Source organism: Roseibium sp. Sym1, from assembly GCF_027359675.1.
Lineage (GTDB): Bacteria > Pseudomonadota > Alphaproteobacteria > Rhizobiales > Stappiaceae > Roseibium.
Map to the genome: position 1 here is coordinate 4,807,390 of NZ_CP114786.1, position 18,055 is coordinate 4,825,444.

Below are 18,055 nucleotides of genomic sequence, written 5' to 3' on the forward strand. Positions count from 1 at the left end.
TTTCAGGAGAACAGCTTCACGCAAGTTCGACCGGTTTGACTACGTCCAGTTGATTTGGACACAGGAGATCGGTCATGGGCCTTTTCGGAGTGATGCGCAGCGGCGTTTCCGGCATGAACGCGCAATCGAGCAAGCTCGGTACCGTTGCCGAGAACGTCATGAATTCAAGCACGAACGGATACAAGCGTGCTCAGTCGGAGTTTTCCTCGCTCGTGGTGTCGCAAGGGGCAGGCTCGTTCAACTCCGGCGGGGTCGAGGCCCACACGCAGTATCAGATCTCGAAGCAGGGCAATATCAGCTTCACAACTTCCAAGCTCGACCTTGCTGTGGACGGCAACGGTTTCTTCGTCGTGGGCAATGAAGCCGGCGAGAGCTTTCTGACCCGGGCCGGACACTTCGTGCCGGACGGGGACGGGTATCTTTTGAACACGGCAGGCTATTACCTGCAGGGCTACCCGATCAGCGGCAACACCGCGCCGACGACGGTCGCAAACGGCCTGGGTGGTCTGGAACGGATCAACATCACGCAGAACCAGCTTGAGGCGACGCCGACCGACGAGGCGTTTCTGCGGGTGAATGTGGACGAGGACTCGCCTGTTGTTCCGGCCGTCGACCTGCCGTCCGCCAACGCGGCGACCGCGACGTTCTCCCACAAGACCTCCATGATCGTCTATGACAACCTCGGCAACGAAGTGAAGCTGGATGTCTATTATTCCAAGGTCACCGAGACGGCCGCGGACTCCGATTGGGAAGTCGCGATCTACGATGCGGCGGATGCCGCTCCCGGCGGCGGATTTCCCTATGCGGCACCGGCTCTCAACACCCAGACGCTCACATTCGATCGCACCAATGGTCAGCTGACCGCCGCGAGCGCGACCACCATCAACGTCACGGTCCCGAATGGCTCGACATTCGACATCGATCTCGACCAGTCGACCTATACCGACGCGGACTTCGTCGTCACCAACGTGGATGCCAACGGCAACACTCCGAGTTCGGTCAAGAACGTGGAATTCGACGACGACGGCACGCTTTATGCCATCTACACCAACGGCGACCGGCGGGCGATCTACCAGATCCCGCTTGCCAACGTGCCGAGCCCCGATCGCCTGTCGCCGCAGTCGGGCAACATCTACAGGCCGTCCTTCGATTCAGGAGACGTGCGTGTCGGATTTGCCGGCGAGGGCGGCATGGGCAAGATCAAGGTCGGTGGCCTGGAGGACTCCAATGTCGATCTCGGCAACGAACTGACCTCCATGATCGAGTCCCAGCGCACCTACACGGCGAACTCGCAGGTCTTCAAGGCCGGATCCGACCTGCTCGAGCAGCTTGTCAACCTGGTCCGCTAACGGGGCAACTCCGCCAACTGGAAAGTCTTCATCATGAGTTTGTCCGTAGCCCTCAAGGTCGCCCAGTCCGCGCTCGCGGCCCGGCAGACGGAATCCTCGGTCATTGCCCGAAATGTTTCGGGCGCCCAGGATCCCGGCTATTCGCGAAAATCTGTTCTCCTCAGCCAGACCTATACCGACAGCGGCCAGGCCGGAGGTCTCAAGGTCGACGGTATCGGCCGTGTCACCGACAGCGCGCTGTATCATTCCCTGTTGCAGTCCACGTCGACAGGCACCTCGCAGGAAACGGTCCTCGCCGGCCTGACGCGCCTGTCCGAGACGACCGGAGACACGCAGGACCAGATGTCGGCGGCGGCGCGGCTCGGGGCGCTGAAACTGTCGCTGCAAAGCTACGCGTCCGACCCGAACAACGCCATCCAGGCCCAGGACGTGCTCCAGGCCTCCAAGGACATGGTCCAGACCCTGCAATCTGGCAGTGCCCTGGTTCAGGAGGTCCGCGCCAATGCGGATACCGACATGGCGACCTCCGTGCGCGAGATCAATACGCTGCTGACGCAGCTTGAGGATCTCAATGCGGTGGTCGTGCGCGGCAACCAGTCCGGCGCGGACGTGACCGACGCGCTGGACAGCCGTGACCAGGTGCTTCTCAAGTTGTCCGAGGAAATCGGCATCACGACGCTGAACCGCAGTCATGGCGACATCGTCGTCTACACGGACAGTGGCGTGACATTGTTCGAAACCACGGCGCGCGAGGTCGCCTTCCAGCAGACCGTCGTCTATGACGCGACCACGACCGGAAACGCGGTGATGGTCGACGGCGTTCCGGTGGCTGGCCCGGGGGCGGTCATGGAGATCAAGTCCGGGCGCCTGCACGGCCTCGCCGAATTGCGTGATGACGTGGCGGTGACCTATCAGGGGCAGCTTGATGAAATCGCCCGTGGCCTGATCGAGGCCTTTGCCGAAAGCGACCAGAGCGGTGGGGGCGGACCGGATCAGGCCGGTCTCTTCACCTGGTCCGGCGGACCGGGCATGCCTGCCGCGGCCACTCTCGCACCGGGTCTCGCAGCCGAAATCACTGTGAATGCCAACGCGGATCCGGACCAGGGCGGTTCACTCGACCGGCTGCGCGACGGTGGCATCTCGGACCCGGTCGACCCGGACTACAACTACAACCCTTCGGGGGCGGCCGGATATTCGGATCGTTTGCAGGAACTGGTTTCCGCTTTCGACGCGGACACGGTCTTTGACGGTGGCGTCGAGCTGGACCCGACGGATTCCCTGAGCGGATTTGCCTCGTCGTCGGTGAGCTGGCTGGAAAGCAACCGCAAGACCATGACCAGCAATGTCGAGGTCCAAAGCGTCATTCTCGGCCGCACCGCTGAAAACCTGAACAACAAGACCGGTGTCAATATCGACGAGGAGATGACGCTGCTGCTCGAAATCGAGCGGTCCTATTCGGCGGCGACGCGCCTGATCTCGGCGGTCGATGCCATGCTCGAAGATCTTCTGGCGGCAGCGAGGTAACCAGCCATGAAAACCACCCATATCTCAACAATTTCCATGTCGGATGCCTCGCGCAGACAGATTCAGGGCCAGTCCAGCCTGGTGCAGAAGCTGAGCGTGGAACTGTCCTCGGGCCGCAAATATGATGTCGGTCTGGACCTCGGAACCAAGACCGGGGAGGCGGTGTCGGTCCGCGCCGAGTTTCATTTTCTGAACGGCATTATCGACACCAATGCCCTGGCGGCCTCGCGGCTGGATGTGAGCCAGGCTGCGATGGGCGATATTCTGTCCGACGCACAGGATTTCCTGTCGACGCTGGTCGCACTGAGGGAAAACGACGGCAGTGCCGATATCGTCAAGGCAGATGCCGTCGGCAATCTGGAACTGCTGACGTCCCGGCTCAACACGCAGCTCAACGGCAATTTCGTCTTTGCAGGTATCAACTCCGACCAGGAACCCCTTGCGGACTATGCCGATCCGGCTGCGGCCAACAAGGTCGCCGCGGACGCCGCCTTCCTCACCGAATTCGGCATTCCCCTGACCAGTCCCGGCGTAGCGGCGATCACGCCGGCTGCCATGGACACCTACCTGAACGGTGCCTTTGACGCCATGTTCCAGGATCCGGCCTGGGGAGCAACCTGGTCGAGTGCGTCCAGCAACGTGATGGTGAGCCGTATCTCGGCAAGTGAAACGGTGTCGAGCTCGGTAAGTGCCAACGAGCAGGCGTTCCGCGATCTGGCCGCTGCCTACACGATGATGTCGGATCTCGGCAACGAGGACCTCGACGGGGAAACCTGGAAGGTTGTCGTCAACAAGGCCATCGAGAAGCTCGGCGGCGGCATCGCCGGCGTCACCAGTCAGATGGGCAAGCTCGGCAATGTCCAGGAGCAGGTCAAGCTCGCCAGCGAACGCCTGACCGTCCAGACGGACATCCTCAACCGACGTGTCAACGATCTCGAGAACGTCAATCTGGAGGAAACCTCCGTGCGGCTCAACACCGCCTTGACCCAGCTGGAAACCAGCTACGCGGTGACCGCCCGCATGCAGGGGCTGAGCATCCTCAACTACCTCTGACCCTAACCACCTGTCCAACCTTCTGGATCAAACACAAGCTTGAGAGGGCCCATGTACAATCTGTCCTATGCCGAGGTCATGGATGATCTCTGCTCCGACCAGCGGCTCAACGAACATGAGGCGATGTCGATCGTGATCGACAAGCTGGGCGTGGCCCGGGAGCAGGGGGTCAAGTCGCCCGAAGCGGTCGACGCCCTGTTCTATACCAGACGCCTGTGGAGCTATTTCCTGGAACAGCTGGCCGACGATGCCAACGAGTTGCCCATCGAGACAAGGGCCAACCTGATCTCGGTCGGCATCTGGATCCTGAAGGAAGTCGAAGCCCTGCGCCAATGGGAGCAGGAGGATTTTTCCGACATCATCCAGATCAATTCCATCATCCGCGACAGCCTGGACGGGTAACTCATGAAAATCGGACTGAAAGCGGGCGAACGCCTGTTCATCAACGGCGCGGTGATCCGGGCCGACAAGAAAACCAACATCGAACTCATGAATGACGCCGTGTTCCTGCTCGAAGCCCATGTGCTGCAGCCGGAAGAGGCGACAACGCCCTTGCGGCAACTCTATTTCATTCTGCAGACGATCATCATGGATCCGGCCTCCGCAGGCACGGTTCAGGACATGTTCCACCTGGTTCTGGGGTCGGTGAAGTCCGCCTTCACGACCCGGGAAATCCTGATGCGCCTCGACGAGGTCGAGGATCTGGCCCGGTCCGAACGCTGGTTCGAGGCCATGAAGGTGGTGCGTGCGCTCTACCCGATCGAGGCGAACCTGATGGTGTCGGAAAAAAGCAAGGGGACACCGGACGGGCGGAAGGAACAGCCGGCATCCCGGCCCGCTGCCCAAGGCAGGTTTGACATCGAACCGCGGTTTGCCGCCGTTTAAGGAGACTGACATGACCAGTGTAGAAGGCGTTGCCGCCACCCAGACCGCCGGAGCCGCCTCGACGGCCCAGAAACAGCTGACCGTCGACTACGACGCGTTTCTCCAGCTGATGATGGCCCAGATGCAGAACCAGGACCCGACGCAGCCGATGGATGCCTCGGAACAGCTGTCCCAGCTCGCAAGCTTCAGTCAAGTCGAGCAGTCTATTCAGATGAATTCCAAGCTGGAGACCCTGCTGACCAACATGTCCTTCGGACAGGTGGACGATCTCATCGGCCGCACCGTCACGGACCCGAACGGCACCACCGGTGTGGTTGAGCGCGTCGAGGTCTATTCGGACGGAACCGTGCTCGCACTCGACAACGGCGAGGGCATCCTGCTTGGGCCTGGTGTGGTCATTTCCTGAGGGATCCGAGCCTGATGAATGAAGTTGATGCCCTGGACCTGGTCAGGTCCGCCATCTGGACGATCCTGGTCGGGTCCGCTCCCGCGATCGTGCCGGCCATGATCGTCGGTATCGGCATTGCGCTTATGCAGGCGCTGACCCAGGTCCAGGAAATCACGCTGACCTTCATCCCGAAGATCGTCGCCATACTGGTGATGATCGTGGTTGCCGGTCCGTTCATCGGCGGCCAGATCTACACGCTGACGACATTGATCTACAGCCGGATCGAGACCGGCTTCTAGCGTTTCGGTTCACTGTTGACCAAATTGCGTTCGGTCGAAACTTCTGGTCCGCGGTCCACCCGACGTGCCGATGTTTGCCTTCGGAGTTACCTCTCCCATTGGGAGAGGTCGGCGCAAGGCGCCGGGTGAGGGGGCAGACCTTTCGTGGATACGGACCAGTTTACCCCTCACCCTAACCCTCTCCCCATGGGAGAGGGGACTAGGCCTGATTTCAATTACTTCGTTACGCAGACTGTTTCCCTATCAGCATGCGCAAGCTGTCATTCCTGATTTCCCACTTCTCAAAAAGCCTCGCGCAAGCTTCGGAGGCGACTTTGCCTCACAGTTGAGACGCAGCAGAGGAACGGCATGACAGACACATCCCTTTCGCCGGTCGCGGACGGAACACCGGACAGCCGCCGGGACGTCGCATTTGCGCTCGGTATCGTGGTCATCCTGGCGGTGCTGTTCCTGCCGATCCCGACCTTCCTGATCGATATCGGCCTGGCCATGTCGATCGCGCTCAGCGTGTTGATCCTGATGGTGGCCCTGTGGATCCAGAAGCCGCTGGACTTCTCCTCCTTTCCGACGATCCTCCTGATCGCCACCATGCTGCGGCTGTCGCTGAACATCGCGACCACGCGTGTGATCCTGGCCAACGGTCACGAGGGGCTGAACGCCGCCGGATATGTCATCAACGGGTTCTCCCAGTTCGTGATGAGCGGCGACTTCGTCATCGGCCTGATCGTGTTCGCGATCCTGATCACCGTGAATTTCCTGGTGATCACCAAGGGGGCCACCCGTATTGCCGAAGTCGGTGCGCGGTTCACCCTCGACGCCATTCCCGGAAAGCAGATGGCCATCGATGCGGACCTGTCCGCAGGGCTCATCGACGAGAAGGAAGCCCAGCATCGCCGGAAGGAACTGGAGGAGGAAAGCTCGTTCTTCGGTGCCATGGACGGTGCGTCGAAATTCGTGCGCGGCGATGCCATCGCCGGCCTGATCATTACGGCCGTCAACATTCTGGGCGGCATTGTCATCGGTGTCACCCGCTACGACATGACGGTCGCCAGCGCCTCCGATGTGTTCACCAAGCTGTCCGTCGGCGACGGCCTAGTCTCGCAGATCCCGGCGCTGATCGTGTCGCTTGCCGCGGGCCTGCTCGTCTCCAAGGGTGGCACCAGAGGCTCTGCTGACAAGGCCGTGCTCGGCCAGCTTGGCGGATACCCGCGTGCGCTGTTTGTCGCCGCGGTGCTGATGGCGGTCTTCGGCCTGATGCCCGGCCTGCCGATGCTGCCGTTTCTCCTGCTCGCCGGTCTGATGGGGTTCATCGGTTACACAATTCCGCGGCGGATCGCGGCGCAGAAGAAGGTGGAAGAAGACAGGAAACGCGCCGCGGACGAACAGGCGAAGCTTGAGGAAAAGGATTCCGTCAAGGAAACGCTGAAGTCCGCGGAGGTCGAGCTGGTGCTCGGCAAGCAGCTTTCCGCCGACCTGATGACCAAGACGGGCGAACTGTCGCGCCGGGTCGCCAAGATGCGCCGGAAATTTGCCGAGCAATACGGCTTCGTCGTGCCGGACATCAGGGTCACCGACAGTCTGACCCTCGACCCGAAAAGCTACCAGATCAAGATCCACGGCACGATCATCACCTCCCAGCAGATCAAGGTGGGGGAACTCCTGGTGATTCCGAACAATGACGCGCCGCTGCCGGTGCCGGCGGACGAGACCCGCGAGCCGGCCTTCGGCATGCCGGCCTACTGGGTGCCGCAGGCCTACCGGGACGAATTGAAGCGCCGCGGACTGATGCCGGCGGAGAACATCACCGTGATCCTGACCCACCTGAGCGAGGTGATCCGCAACAACCTGCCGCAGCTCCTGTCCTACAAGGACATGCGCAAGCTGTTCGACCGGCTCGATCCCGAGTACCAGAAGCTGCTCGACGACATCTGTCCTGCGCACACGTCCTTCTCAGGCCTGCAGGCGGTGCTCAAGCTGCTGCTCGCCGAACGGGTCTCGATCCGGAACCTGAACCTGATCCTGGAAGCCGTTGCCGAGATCGTGCCGCATGTGCGCCGGTCCGAGCAGGTGGTCGAACATGTGCGCATGCGCATTGCCCAGCAGATCTGCGGCGACCTGGCCGAAGGCGGTCCGCTCAGGGTGCTTCGGCTCGGCAACCGCTGGGACCTTGCTTTCCACAACGCCCTGAAACGCGATCCCAAGGGGGACGTCATCGAGTTCGACATCGAGCCGCAGCTGGTGGAGGAGTTCGGAACGCAGATGTCGGAAGCGGTCAGGAAGCAGATGAAGGAGGGCAGCCGATTTGCCATCGTCGCCGCACCCGATGCCCGGCCGTATGTGCGCATGATCGTCGAGCGCATGTTCCCGACCTTGCCGGTCCTGTCGCATCTCGAGATCGCCCGCGGTGTCGACGTCGCGGCACTCGGAAGCGTGTCGTGACCGCCGGCGGGCTATTCTTCAGCACGTATGGCGCGTCGCTGCTTCTGGCGGTGTTCCTCCTGTTCTGCCGGATCGGGGCCTGCCTGATGATCATACCGGGCTTCGGCAGCAACAGGATCCCGGCGCGCGTGCGCCTGTTCGTGGCGTTGTCCGTCTCGCTGGCCCTGTCGCCGCTTCTGGCGCCGGGCGTGCAGGCGGCGCTTCCGGACGAACAGCCGGGAACGGTTGCCTGGTTCATCGGAACGGAACTTCTGACCGGCGCCTTCATCGGTTTCCTCGGCCGGATCTTCCTGGCCGCGCTGGAGACCCTGACAACGCTGGTTTCCATGGCGATCGGACTGTCAAACATGCCGGGGATGCCGATCGACGGCACGGACACGCTGCCGCCGGTGGCAAGCCTTTTTACCGTTACCGCAACCGCAATGGTGTTCATCACCAACCAGCATTGGGAAATCCTGAGGGGGCTGGCGGCGTCCTACGAGGCGATCCCGCCGGGGCAACCGCTTGCGGCGGTGACCGGTCTGGAGCAGTTTGCCGAACAGCTCGGCCGCACCTTCCTGCTGGCCCTGCGGGTCTGCAGCCCGTTCGTCGTGTACACGGTCGTGGTCAATTTCGCCGTCGGTCTGATCAACAAGCTGACGCCCCAGATCCCGGTTTATTTCATCTCCATGCCGTTCGTCATCGCCGGCGGTCTCTACTTCCTCTACCTGGTCATCGCGGAAGCCATCATGATCTTCCTCGACGGCTACTTCCATTGGCTTCAGTTAGGTTAAACCCATGGCACGCAACAGTCAGGAAATCGAACGCCTGTTCCGGATGCAGAAGCAGATCTTTCTGTTCTCCTCGTGGCTCCTGCAGAAACTCGACGCCCAGGTCTACCAGCTCAGCGAAAAGGAACGGCGTATCCTGCTGGCCCTGTCCAACGGTGACCTGGCCCAGCATGACCGCTTCATCGCGAACGCGGCGGAGCGTCTGCGCCGGATCATCGAGGACATGGCGCGCCTGTCGGAAGCGCGCGCCAAGGTCAATTCCGAATATGACCGCCAGCGCCTGATGCTGAAACTTATGGCGGAGCGCCTCGCCAGGATGCGCGGCGAGGAACAGCGCGCCGACGAGGAGCGCGACCTGCAGGAGTTTCTCGACCGGCGCTACGGATGAGGCATGACGCAAGCCTCCCGCAAGCTGGGCACGCTACTCCTGAAGCCGCAAACAAGGTCCGGCAGAGCTTCTTGCTTGCCTTACCTGTCGCCCGCCGGATCTTGTTTGCGCCCATGAAATCGACGAACGGAGCCCGAGAATGGCAATCTCGCCACCTTCAGACCTGATCCTGGATGTTGCCAAGGCCGCCGATCCGGCCGGCCTGAAGGAAGCAACCAGCCGCCTCCGCTCGATTGGCGCCGGAGGTTCCGGGGAGGGGTTCTCGCTGGCCTTTCAGGGGGCTTCAAACCGGGTCTCTTCGGCCGACAACAGTTTCCGCACGGCAGGCTCCGAAGTGGCCAGCAAGGCCAGGTCGCCGGGGGAAAAATTCGAAGCGATGATCCTGACCCAGTTTGTCGAGACGATGCTGCCCGATGACGCCGAGATGGTGTTCGGCAAGGGTTCTGCCGGCGAAATCTGGAAATCGATGCTGGCCGAACAGGTTGCCACGCAATTGGCGGCGAGCGGCGGTGTCGGCATCGCCGACATCATCAAGGACAGTCTGAACCAGGCAACGGTTGAGCACGGAGAAAAAGCATAATGGACGCCAGCCCGGATATTGCCGTTTCCCAAAACACGGATTCTGATGCCGGCCCGACCGGGATCGTCGTGCAAACCAGTCAGCCGGATCCGCTCCGTTGCACACCCTTGAACGTGGCGGTCCGGCGCGCGATCGATGCCGTCCGCGATGAAACCCGGGCCTTGCGCGCCGATCCGACCACGGACCTGAAAACGTTCGAATACGGCAAGAGCCAGGCTCTCCTGGATCTGATGCGTGCCCGGGCGCTGGTGGCGCCCGTCAACTACTCCAATGACCTCAAGGCGGATTTGGCCGTGTTCAAATCCGCGCTGGAGGAAAATGTCGCTCTCCTGAAACTGCACCTGAATGCGGTGTCCGAGGTGGTACAGCTGATGTCGCGGACCATGATCGACTTCGATTCGGACGGTACCTACCAGGCGCCGTTTCCGGAGCCGGCGCGATGATCAAGATCGTTGCCGCAGGTCTGTGGATGTCCGCGACGATGCTGGCGTCGGGCTATGGAACCACGCAATACCTTGCCGCCCAGAAACGGGTCGGCGACACGGAGCCGTCCTTTGTCGGGCTCGACTACGAAACAGTTGACCCGGTCAACGTGCCGATTCTCGCCGACGGCGTGCTGCAGGGCTATGTCGTCATCAAGATGGTTTTCACCGCCGACGGCGACACGCTGCGCCGGCTGCCGGTTCCCCCGCACCCCTTCCTGATCGACGAGGCCTTCCGGGTGCTCTATTCCGACGAGACCTTGGATTTCCGCGGTCTGGAACGCTATGACCTGGAGACGTTCAAGAACCGCCTGAAACAGTCGACCAACGCCCGGCTCGGTCAGGACATCGTGCATGATGTTCTGGTTGAAGAGTTCAACTATTTCGACAAGGCCGACGTCATCACCCACTAGGCGTAGCCTTGCCACAGCATGTCCCCTCCTGCCGCCTCCCAGGCCATTGGCGTCCAGCTCCGGTTGGGCGCCCCTTTTTTATTGAAGGGTGACTTTCGGTCTCGTCACTGACTTGCTTGAATGGCGGTCAGCTGCCGGAAAAGTCCAGTGCGCATTCAGGAGAACAAAGCGATGTCGGAGGATGACCATCCGCCCGAGCCTGTCAAATCGGTCAGGTTGGCTTCAGGGAGCGCCACAGCCGAGCTGACGAGCGTCGATATTCAGCTGATGGAAACAGCGGTCGAGATCCTGATCTATGCCGATATCGAGGAAGGGGAACAGGCCAGGGAAATGCGGCATGTGGGCAAGGAGCTGCATGCGCTCATGGAGCGGCTTTCGCCACTACTGGAGGACGATTGAGGGCCGGCAGTTGCCGAGCGGGATGCCGCCGGTGCCGGTCTTGCCGGGTATCGGCAGAATGTCACTCGTCCGCGTCGAAAATCGTCTCGATCGCCTGGAAGATGGTCTTGTAGACGCCAATCTCATCCCTGGCGAAATCTCCCTGCGGCACGGCCCTCTTGGCCTCCCGGATCAGGTCCGCCTTGACCGTATCAAGATCGACGCCCGGTCCGCCCGCCAGATTGGACATTTCCATGTGCAGCCGCTTGGCGATCCCGGCATAGGCGACAATCGCTGTGACCATGTGGGCGGGGTCGTCCGGGATGGGGATCTTTTTCATTCCATAGCCTTCGGAACACTGCTCGCGCTGGGGTGATGGGTCTGATCGTGCATGAGGTATTTAGCATGATCAGCGCCTCTCGCCCTTGCTCATTTCACTTTTCCAATTGTCCCACAAAGAAATTGCAGCTTTTACGATTGTTAAAAATATCAGATAAATGGTCGATATGAATCGTCTGAAGTGGTCGATCGCTGAACTTGCCGCGACCGAACCGGTGGAAAGTGATGTCTCGAGAAATCCTGTAGATCATGGGGTGCTTTTTGTCAGTAAATGTGTTCAAGACCGCAATACTCGTTGTGCTTTTTGCCGCCCAGGCTGGGTGTCAATCGACTGGATCAACCTCTTCGTCAGGTTCAAGCGTTCCCGAAAATCGTTGTGAAGCTTTGAAACGTGAGGGGTTCTACCACACGTACACGGGCCGGGCGGTCGCCAATGCCACTTGCAAGGGCATCTTTGAAAAGATGTCCAGAAAGGATTCGAACCAGTGGCTTCATCGCGAGGCTGCCCGCCAGCGCGCCTGTCAGGCAAGCACGGGTAAACTTTGTGAGGACTGAAACAAAAGCTTCGCATGAGGCAAGCAAATGTTCACCCTTAATCCTGCCGTTGAATACCGGAGATGTATTTATGCCGAAACTTTTTTTGAGGTTGGTCTTGCTGACACCCTTGATGTGTCTTCTCCCAGCAGGTCCGTCGCTCGCAGTGACAGATGTCTATGATTTTTGCGACACGCGGCAGGACTACAAGAAAATATTGAAATACTACAAGAATTATCGGGATCCATCCGATCAGATGATCGATTACATGCGAAAGAGGCTGCCGAAGGGAAAATCCGCTTTGAAGCTTTCGAAGCAGGAATTTAAAGACCTGTCGAAAGGCTTCAAGCCCGCTCCGGTAAACCCGCCGAAAACGGCCTGCCAGAAAATACCGGGCAACAAGCTCGTGATCGACAAGTCGGGTCCATTCACGGACATGACATGCGTCAGACCCCCGTCCTGGACCTCCTGCAAGTGGATCGACAAGCGTGCCCTGAAAAGCCGTTGGAAGTTGAGTGCCGACAGAAAATACTGGACCCGTCGCTGACAGACCCTTTGTCCCGCGTGTCGCCGGGTCTGCGTTTGGGTGAGGGCAGTTGAAACACGCTCTCCCTACCTCAGCCGCGCATCCTTCAGCGCCTCCAGCAGCATCTCCGTTTCCCTGGCCTTGTTGCCGCCGGCATCCGGCACTTCGACATAGGAGACGTTGACCGCGTTGTCCGGAGAGGCGAGCACCACGGTGAAATAGATCCAGACGCCCTTGTTGAAGAACTCAAGGTCGAGGGAGACCTTGGGGGCTTTTTCCCAGTCCAGGTCCGCCTGGGCGGCCATGGAGTAGCGCAGCGACCCTTCCTTGAAAAAGAGCTCCGCAGAGGTCTTGACCAGTTCCTCGATGTTGCCGTGACGGTCGGAGCGGATATAGGCGATGAAATCTATCGCATCGACGAGTTTCAGGTCCTCGATGAAATCGGTGAGGGCGGCGGCGATGGCGACCTGGCGCTGTCGGTCGTTTTCCAAGGGTGACGGCTTTCCGCCTTTGCCTTCAGGCATATCGTGCATTCCCCGGACCTCCAAATACATAAAATTATACAGAAGTATTGGACTGGCGTGAGTACACGTAGCAAATGATTTCCGCAACTGCCCTGTAGAATTCCGGCGGGATCATTTTCTCCAACTCAGTGGCCGCAAACAGGGACCGGGCCAACTGGCGGTCTTCGATCACGGGAATGTCATTCGCCTCCGCGATTTCCCGGATCTTGAGCGCAATCAGGTCCTGCCCCTTTGCTACAACAGTCGGGGCGGGGTTTTGATCCCCGTCATAACGCAGTGCGACGGCGAAGTGTGTCGGATTGGCAACAACCAGCGTTGCCTGGGGCACCGCGGCGATCATGCGGTTGCGGGCGCGGTCACGGGCCAGGGATTTCTGACGTGCCTTGACGATCGGGTCGCCCTCCATCTGCTTGTGCTCGTCCTTGATCTCCTGCTTGCTCATGCGCAGGTTCTTGCGCCAATGGGCGCGTGACCACAGGATATCGACGGTGACGAGCAGGATGGTGACGATGCAGACACCTGCGATCAGCTTCATGGAGATCTGCAGGATCACTTCCGGCAGGGCACTTGGGTCGGTGAACATGGCGTTGATCAATTCCGCTTCATTCGCCCGGAACTGGCCATAGACAATGGCGCTGACCGCGGAGAACTTGAAAACCGCCTTGAGGAATTCCACGAGACCCTGGGCTCCGAAAATCCGGTTCCAGCCCTTGATGAGCGAGAGTTTCGAGAAGTCCGGCTTGATCCGGTGAAGGACAAAGCGGGGCGTGTTCTGGAGAAAGGCCGACGTGAGGCCGGCCGCCGCGAGCAGGGCGACGATCGGCGCCAGGAAGGTAAGCACCTCGACGGAGACCACGTGAGTGAGCAGAAGTGCGTCGGCGCTGTTTCCAAGATCCACTCCTCCTGAAATGTCCAGGAGATGCGTCAGCTTTTCAATCAGCTGACGCACCGCCGCGGTCAGAACAAAACTTCCGATCAGAAGCGTCGCGACAAAGGTTGCCAGGACCGGGGCTTCCCGGGAGACCGGCGTGTTGCCCTTCTCAACGGCGTCGTTGATCTTCTTCTCGGTCGGTTCCTCTGTTTTTGAGTCCTTGTCTTCTTCCGACATCGGCCCGCCCGCTTACCCGTCCCGGTGCGAGGTCAACAACAGGCAGGTCCGGTCAGGCAAAATAGGCCCCTTCGTCCTGCTTCGGGTTGAGTTCGATCTCGCCCCGGCCGGCCATTTCCAGGGCCAGGTTGGTGATCGCGCTGCGGGCATCGAGCACGTCGCGCTGCGCCGCCGGTTCTCCGGCCGCCAGCTCGTGCTCTGCGATGCGCCGTGCGCGCGACGTCAGCGATGACAGGATCACTTCCCGGAAGCTGCCGTCGGTGCCCTTGAGCGCCATGACAATCCGGTCCGTCGGGATCTGGTCGAAGATGGCCATGCGCGTGCGGGCATTGAGATTGGTGATGTCGTCGAAAGTGAACAGGAGCCCCTTCAGGAGTTCCGCCGTTTTAGGACGGACTTCGTTCAGGTTGTCCAGCGCGTCCTCCATGTGCTCGCGGTCCATCTTGTTGAGGATGTCGGCCATGCGGGCGTGGCTGTCGGCCTCCAGCGTGCCCGACAGGTTGAGCATGAAATCCTCGTGCATGGTCTTTTCCACGTCGCGCATGATTTCCGGCACCACCGCCTTGATGGAAAGCATGCGGCGGACCAGCGAATTGCGGGTCTCGACATTGATCTGGCCGAGTACCTTGGCCGCCGCGCTCGGCTTGATCTTGGTCAGGATCAGAGCCGCGGTCTGGGGATGCTCCTTGAGCAGGTAATTGGCGAAGACGGTCTCGGAAACCGTTGTGAGCCGGTCCCAGATGGACCGGTTCGAATTGCCGAGCACGTCCGACATGATGTCGGCGAGCTGGTCCTCCGGCAGCACGCCCTCGAGCATCTTTTCCACTTCGTTGGCCGAGCCGTACAGGGTCGTGCCGGTGGAGAACTGTTCGATGAATTCCTCCGCCAGCTTGTCGAGTTCCTCCGACGCCACCGTGCCGAGCTGGGCGGCGGTCACCGTGATCATGCGGATTTCTTCCTGGTCGAAGTGGCTCAACAGCTTTTGCGAACTGGTCTTTCCCAGCGACAGCAGCAGGGCGGCCACGCGCTGTACGCCATTCAGGCGGCGGGCCGGCGGAGCCGGTGGCCTGGCCAGGGAAGCCGCGGTTGCGGCGGCAGCATTGGCGGTGCTCGTCATACTCTCTATACCTTAAGGTGTCTGCCTGATCGGGGACGGCGGGAAGGGGGGGGCAACGGCCCTCGTCACATTTCAAGGGCGCCGTTCTGGCCGCTGATGATTTCGGTCAGCGACACGCCGAAGCGGGAATTGTCGTCCTCCACGACCACCACTTCCCCCCGGGCGATGACCCGGCCGTTGACGACAATGTCGATCGGCTCGCCGACACGGTGGTTGAGCGGAATGACCGCGCCGCGGCCAAGTTTCAGGAGGTTCGAGACAAGCATGGTCGCCGAACCCAGGACCACCTGGATGTTCACCGGGATGCCGAGAATGGTGTCCAGGTTGCGGTCGTCGCCGATGGTTTCCGCACCCTGGTCCTTGTCCGGCGCTTCCACCTTGGCGAAATTGGTGGCGTCGGCAGGTTTTGCTTTCGGGCCGGCTTCGGCATCGACGTGATCTATGATGGTGTCGGACATTACATCTTATCCTTCTGAGACATGGAGACGGTGCGGAACGGGCTTTGCAACGAGTTGTCGATCCGGTGGATCCGCGTCGGGGCCGGTTCCGTCGCCGGTGCGCGATGAATGGTTGCGGGTTTGCGGCCAATGGTGGCCGCCGGCACGGTTTTGGCTGAGACACCGGCAGACCGGTCGGTCACCGTGTCGTCTATGAACAGGTCAAGATCGTCCCGGTCCGGCGCGTGCCGCTTGGGGGCGCCCATCAGGGCGGTGGCGCGCGACAGTTCCTTGAGTTCGGCCTTGAGGACCGACTGCTGGCGCTTGGCTTCACGCGTCAGGCCGTCGATCTCGGCGATCAGGTCGCGCGCATCATCCATGCGGCTGCCCAGCGCGTTGAGCAGTTGGGCGCTCTTGACATTGATTTCCTGGATCGACACCTCGATGCCGTCGAGCGCCAGCGCGGTCTGCTCGAAAATGCGCTGGTAGTCGTCATGATAGTTTCCGAGCCGGCGCAGTTCCCGGTGCATGGTGAGCATCCGGACCGTGGTCGCGACCAGCGCGACCAGCAGGACGCCATCAACGATTGCGGAGATCATCGAACAGATCCTTTTCTTCCTCGTGGATGAGTTCCTCGATCTGCAGCGTGTAGGAGCCGTTCAACTGACCGAGTTGGCAGGTGAAGACCGGCTGTTCGTTGCAGGCGAGCGTGACGGGCGAACGCGCGGTGGCCTGAAGCTCGATCACCTGGCCAACCCTGAGATCGGAGAGTTCTCCCAGGGACATTTCACGTTCTTCCAGAATGGCTTCCAGCTTGACTTCGGTTCGCTGGATCTCGTTATGAAAGTGCTGGGTCCACTGCTTGTCGCGGCCGGACATTTCCCCGGAAAGCACCTGGGAGAGGCGTTGACGCAGCGGGTTGAGGGTCGAGTGCGGCATGACCACGAAGACCTCGCCGCCCCGGCCGATGGCCTGCTGAAGAAGCCGGGCCACGACGGCCGGATTGTTGCGTCGGCCGACGACGGCAAAATCCATCCGGCTTTCGATCCGTTCGATCTTCAGGGTCGTTTCAGCGATCGGCGCAAAGCTCTCCGCGAGTGATTTCGCGGCGACCTCGAACATGGTGCGGGCGATCCGGGTCTCGATGTTGGAGAACGGCCGTTCGTCGTCGATCGGCGGCTCGATGCCGTCGGCACCGAACAACACGTCCACCAGTGTGAAGATGAAGTCCCGGTCGAAGCCGACCAGGACACGTGCGTCCCATTCCGGCGAATAAAGCACGGCGACAAGTGCGTTGGATTCAAACTCGTCAAGCACGTCGCCGATGCGGTTGTTTTCCACGTAGCTCACCGAAATGTAGGACGGCGAGGGGGACTTCTGGCGCATCGCGTCGGCCATCAGGCGGGCCATGCGGTCGAACACAACCGGGAGCATCGGGAGACGGTCGACGGAGATGCCGGCGGCGTCCAACAGGCGGTCGGCGATTTTCGCCCGTTCGGAATTGGAGGCGCTGGAACTGGCGGTCGCTGCTTCGATCATGGCTTAGGCGGCTCCCTGGAGGTCCTGGACAGTGTCCGTGTTGGCGGCGGAGCCGGCGCTCATGGTCTCGTTCTCGACCTCGTCGATGGTCGGCCGGTCGACATCGGAGATGGTCTTGCGGCCGTGTTCCAGCGCGATTTGCGGGTCGGCACCGTTCATGAAGGCAAGCAGGGTCTGTTTGACCACGATGTAGGTCCTCAGGCGGCTTTCCCTGACGGTGCGGATCTTTGCCGCCAGCGGACCGAACAGCGAATAGGAAAAGAAGATCCCGACAAAGGTCCCCACAAGGGCGGCGCCGATCAGGCTGCCGAGAAGTTGCGGCGACTGGTCGATCGCGGCCATTGCCTTGATGACGCCGAGCACGGCGGCGATGATGCCGATGGCCGGCAGCGCGTCGGCAATGCTCGACATGGCGTGAAACGGCTTCATCTGGTCCCGATGGATGGTATGAAGTTCCTCGTCGACAAGTGCCTCGATTTCATGGGCTCTCGCATTGCCGACGATGATCAGCCGGAAATAGTCGCATATGAACGTGGTCAGGTTGGCGTTGCGCAGGACCGAGGGATACTTCTGGAAGATCGGCGAGGTGTTCGGATCCTCGATGTGCGGTTCGACCTGGTTGCGGCCCTTGGCCCGCAATTCACGCATCAGGCCGTAAAGCAGCGCCAGAACGTCGAGATATTCCCGTTTGTCAGGCACGGCGTTGCGCAGGGCATCGGAGACGGCAACCACCGTTCCCTTGATCACTTTCATCGGGTTGGCGACAACAAAGGCACCGATGGCGACGCCCAGGATGATGAGAAGCTCCCATGGCTGCCAGAGAACGGAGACCTTGCCTCCAAGCGCGGCGAAGCCGCCGATAAGGGATGCGCCCGCAATGATCAGGCCGATTAATATTGTCACCGAACAGCTCCCAACTGGTTTGGCATTCAACTCAGACTGGGCAGACGCTAGAGGCCGAGACTTGTCCGAAGCTGACCCGG

General features: G+C 60.8%; 23 protein-coding genes. 15 read left to right on the top strand and 8 right to left on the bottom strand.

All coding sequences use genetic code 11. The features are described 5' to 3' along the window. Nucleotides 1–74 precede the first annotated feature (74 nt). The 14 genes from O6760_RS21985 to O6760_RS22050 all read left to right on the top strand — a co-directional run bounded on the left by O6760_RS21985 (nt 75) and on the right by O6760_RS22050 (nt 10,969). The gene (locus O6760_RS21985; RefSeq protein WP_269581816.1) at nt 75–1,349 is read left to right on the top strand and encodes a flagellar hook protein FlgE; all 1,275 of its coding nucleotides are present in this window, start codon (nt 75–77) and stop codon (nt 1,347–1,349) included. A gap of 33 nt (nt 1,350–1,382) precedes the next feature. Next, entirely contained in the window at nt 1,383–2,873 is a 1,491-nt protein-coding gene (flgK, locus tag O6760_RS21990; RefSeq protein ID WP_269581817.1) for a flagellar hook-associated protein FlgK, read from the top strand. 6 nt (nt 2,874–2,879) lie between these two features. Beyond that, nucleotides 2,880–3,926 carry a flagellar hook-associated family protein gene (locus tag O6760_RS21995; RefSeq protein ID WP_269581818.1) on the top strand — a complete coding sequence of 349 codons (1,047 nt, stop codon included), beginning with the start codon at nt 2,880–2,882 and terminating at the stop codon, nt 3,924–3,926. 51 nt (nt 3,927–3,977) lie between these two features. After that, the gene (gene flaF, locus O6760_RS22000; RefSeq protein ID WP_269581819.1) at nt 3,978–4,328 is read left to right on the top strand and encodes a flagellar biosynthesis regulator FlaF; all 351 of its coding nucleotides are present in this window, start codon (nt 3,978–3,980) and stop codon (nt 4,326–4,328) included. A 3-nt stretch (nt 4,329–4,331) separates the two neighbouring features. After that, complete coding sequence (gene flbT / locus O6760_RS22005; RefSeq protein ID WP_269581820.1) at nt 4,332–4,811, top strand: flagellar biosynthesis repressor FlbT; 480 nt, start codon at nt 4,332–4,334, stop codon at nt 4,809–4,811. Between the two features lie 10 nt (nt 4,812–4,821). Beyond that, nucleotides 4,822–5,217 carry a flagellar hook assembly protein FlgD gene (flgD, locus tag O6760_RS22010; RefSeq protein ID WP_269581821.1) on the top strand — a complete coding sequence of 132 codons (396 nt, stop codon included), beginning with the start codon at nt 4,822–4,824 and terminating at the stop codon, nt 5,215–5,217. Nucleotides 5,218–5,231: 14 nt separating this feature from the next. Then, nucleotides 5,232–5,498 (top strand): flagellar biosynthesis protein FliQ, encoded by a 267-nt coding sequence (fliQ, locus tag O6760_RS22015; protein WP_269581822.1) that lies wholly within the window; start codon nt 5,232–5,234, stop codon nt 5,496–5,498. A 348-nt stretch (nt 5,499–5,846) separates the two neighbouring features. Further along, entirely contained in the window at nt 5,847–7,937 is a 2,091-nt protein-coding gene (flhA, locus tag O6760_RS22020) for a flagellar biosynthesis protein FlhA (protein ID WP_269581823.1), read from the top strand. Continuing rightward, nucleotides 7,934–8,710: a flagellar biosynthesis protein FliR gene (gene fliR, locus O6760_RS22025; protein WP_269581824.1), complete on the top strand. Its 777-nt coding sequence runs from the start codon at nt 7,934–7,936 to the stop codon at nt 8,708–8,710. The genes flhA and fliR overlap by 4 nt, the downstream gene beginning before the upstream one ends. 4 nt (nt 8,711–8,714) lie before the next feature. Next, a complete protein-coding gene (locus O6760_RS22030; protein WP_269581825.1) occupies nt 8,715–9,095 on the top strand; it encodes a flagellar biosynthesis protein R in 381 nt (126 codons plus the stop codon). A gap of 139 nt (nt 9,096–9,234) precedes the next feature. Beyond that, a complete protein-coding gene (locus O6760_RS22035; RefSeq protein ID WP_269581826.1) occupies nt 9,235–9,675 on the top strand; it encodes a rod-binding protein in 441 nt (146 codons plus the stop codon). Then, nucleotides 9,675–10,118, top strand: coding sequence for a hypothetical protein (locus O6760_RS22040; RefSeq protein WP_269581827.1), 444 nt, complete (start codon nt 9,675–9,677; stop codon nt 10,116–10,118). The genes O6760_RS22035 and O6760_RS22040 overlap by 1 nt, the downstream gene beginning before the upstream one ends. Beyond that, nucleotides 10,115–10,570 carry a hypothetical protein gene (locus O6760_RS22045; protein ID WP_269581828.1) on the top strand — a complete coding sequence of 152 codons (456 nt, stop codon included), beginning with the start codon at nt 10,115–10,117 and terminating at the stop codon, nt 10,568–10,570. Before O6760_RS22040 ends, O6760_RS22045 begins: the two co-directional genes overlap by 4 nt. 171 nt (nt 10,571–10,741) lie before the next feature. After that, on the top strand, nt 10,742–10,969 hold the full coding sequence (locus tag O6760_RS22050) for a hypothetical protein (RefSeq protein ID WP_269581829.1): 228 nt from the start codon (nt 10,742–10,744) through the stop codon (nt 10,967–10,969). 61 nt (nt 10,970–11,030) lie between these two features. On the opposite strand, the gene O6760_RS22055 is transcribed toward O6760_RS22050, so the two are convergent. Further along, complete coding sequence (locus tag O6760_RS22055) at nt 11,031–11,288, bottom strand: hypothetical protein (RefSeq protein WP_269581830.1); 258 nt, start codon at nt 11,286–11,288, stop codon at nt 11,031–11,033. A 624-nt stretch (nt 11,289–11,912) separates the two neighbouring features. Between O6760_RS22055 and O6760_RS22060 the strand changes: the two genes are divergently transcribed. Then, nucleotides 11,913–12,368, top strand: coding sequence for a hypothetical protein (locus O6760_RS22060; protein WP_269581831.1), 456 nt, complete (start codon nt 11,913–11,915; stop codon nt 12,366–12,368). Nucleotides 12,369–12,433: 65 nt separating this feature from the next. On the opposite strand, the gene O6760_RS22065 is transcribed toward O6760_RS22060, so the two are convergent. From O6760_RS22065 to motA, 7 genes are all read right to left on the bottom strand, one after another. Continuing rightward, nucleotides 12,434–12,880 carry a hypothetical protein gene (locus O6760_RS22065; protein ID WP_269581832.1) on the bottom strand — a complete coding sequence of 149 codons (447 nt, stop codon included), beginning with the start codon at nt 12,878–12,880 and terminating at the stop codon, nt 12,434–12,436. A gap of 25 nt (nt 12,881–12,905) precedes the next feature. Continuing rightward, a complete protein-coding gene (gene flhB / locus O6760_RS22070) occupies nt 12,906–13,979 on the bottom strand; it encodes a flagellar biosynthesis protein FlhB (protein ID WP_269581833.1) in 1,074 nt (357 codons plus the stop codon). A 52-nt stretch (nt 13,980–14,031) separates the two neighbouring features. Next, on the bottom strand, nt 14,032–15,096 hold the full coding sequence (locus O6760_RS22075; RefSeq protein ID WP_269581834.1) for a flagellar motor switch protein FliG: 1,065 nt from the start codon (nt 15,094–15,096) through the stop codon (nt 14,032–14,034). 65 nt (nt 15,097–15,161) lie between these two features. After that, nucleotides 15,162–15,554, bottom strand: a complete 393-nt coding sequence (gene fliN, locus O6760_RS22080) for a flagellar motor switch protein FliN (RefSeq protein WP_269581835.1) — start codon at nt 15,552–15,554, stop codon at nt 15,162–15,164. Then, the gene (locus tag O6760_RS22085) at nt 15,554–16,132 is read right to left on the bottom strand and encodes a hypothetical protein (protein ID WP_269581836.1); all 579 of its coding nucleotides are present in this window, start codon (nt 16,130–16,132) and stop codon (nt 15,554–15,556) included. The genes fliN and O6760_RS22085 overlap by 1 nt, the downstream gene beginning before the upstream one ends. Next, complete coding sequence (locus tag O6760_RS22090) at nt 16,113–17,072, bottom strand: flagellar motor switch protein FliM (protein ID WP_269581837.1); 960 nt, start codon at nt 17,070–17,072, stop codon at nt 16,113–16,115. Before O6760_RS22090 ends, O6760_RS22085 begins: the two co-directional genes overlap by 20 nt. Before the next feature lie 3 nt (nt 17,073–17,075). After that, nucleotides 17,076–17,975, bottom strand: a complete 900-nt coding sequence (gene motA, locus O6760_RS22095; protein WP_269581838.1) for a flagellar motor stator protein MotA — start codon at nt 17,973–17,975, stop codon at nt 17,076–17,078. Between the last annotated feature and the right edge of the window lie 80 nt (nt 17,976–18,055).

Bases quoted from the DNA above. Each gene is read 5' to 3' on its own strand.
- flhB (WP_269581833.1), bottom strand. From the start codon at position 13,979: ATGTCGGAAGAAGACAAGGACTCAAAAACAGAGGAACCGACCGAGAAG.
- O6760_RS22045 (WP_269581828.1), top strand. From the start codon at position 10,115: ATGATCAAGATCGTTGCCGCAGGTCTGTGGATGTCCGCGACGATGCTG.
- O6760_RS22055 (WP_269581830.1), bottom strand. From the start codon at position 11,288: ATGAAAAAGATCCCCATCCCGGACGACCCCGCCCACATGGTCACAGCG.
- flbT (WP_269581820.1), top strand. From the start codon at position 4,332: ATGAAAATCGGACTGAAAGCGGGCGAACGCCTGTTCATCAACGGCGCG.
- O6760_RS22090 (WP_269581837.1), bottom strand. From the start codon at position 17,072: ATGATCGAAGCAGCGACCGCCAGTTCCAGCGCCTCCAATTCCGAACGG.
- flgD (WP_269581821.1), top strand. From the start codon at position 4,822: ATGACCAGTGTAGAAGGCGTTGCCGCCACCCAGACCGCCGGAGCCGCC.
- O6760_RS21985 (WP_269581816.1), top strand. From the start codon at position 75: ATGGGCCTTTTCGGAGTGATGCGCAGCGGCGTTTCCGGCATGAACGCG.
- O6760_RS22075 (WP_269581834.1), bottom strand. From the start codon at position 15,096: ATGACGAGCACCGCCAATGCTGCCGCCGCAACCGCGGCTTCCCTGGCC.
- fliN (WP_269581835.1), bottom strand. From the start codon at position 15,554: ATGTCCGACACCATCATAGATCACGTCGATGCCGAAGCCGGCCCGAAA.
- O6760_RS22060 (WP_269581831.1), top strand. From the start codon at position 11,913: ATGCCGAAACTTTTTTTGAGGTTGGTCTTGCTGACACCCTTGATGTGT.
- O6760_RS22035 (WP_269581826.1), top strand. From the start codon at position 9,235: ATGGCAATCTCGCCACCTTCAGACCTGATCCTGGATGTTGCCAAGGCC.
- O6760_RS22085 (WP_269581836.1), bottom strand. From the start codon at position 16,132: ATGATCTCCGCAATCGTTGATGGCGTCCTGCTGGTCGCGCTGGTCGCG.
- O6760_RS21995 (WP_269581818.1), top strand. From the start codon at position 2,880: ATGAAAACCACCCATATCTCAACAATTTCCATGTCGGATGCCTCGCGC.
- fliQ (WP_269581822.1), top strand. From the start codon at position 5,232: ATGAATGAAGTTGATGCCCTGGACCTGGTCAGGTCCGCCATCTGGACG.
- flgK (WP_269581817.1), top strand. From the start codon at position 1,383: ATGAGTTTGTCCGTAGCCCTCAAGGTCGCCCAGTCCGCGCTCGCGGCC.
- O6760_RS22030 (WP_269581825.1), top strand. From the start codon at position 8,715: ATGGCACGCAACAGTCAGGAAATCGAACGCCTGTTCCGGATGCAGAAG.
- O6760_RS22050 (WP_269581829.1), top strand. From the start codon at position 10,742: ATGTCGGAGGATGACCATCCGCCCGAGCCTGTCAAATCGGTCAGGTTG.
- flhA (WP_269581823.1), top strand. From the start codon at position 5,847: ATGACAGACACATCCCTTTCGCCGGTCGCGGACGGAACACCGGACAGC.
- O6760_RS22040 (WP_269581827.1), top strand. From the start codon at position 9,675: ATGGACGCCAGCCCGGATATTGCCGTTTCCCAAAACACGGATTCTGAT.
- O6760_RS22065 (WP_269581832.1), bottom strand. From the start codon at position 12,880: ATGCACGATATGCCTGAAGGCAAAGGCGGAAAGCCGTCACCCTTGGAA.
- flaF (WP_269581819.1), top strand. From the start codon at position 3,978: ATGTACAATCTGTCCTATGCCGAGGTCATGGATGATCTCTGCTCCGAC.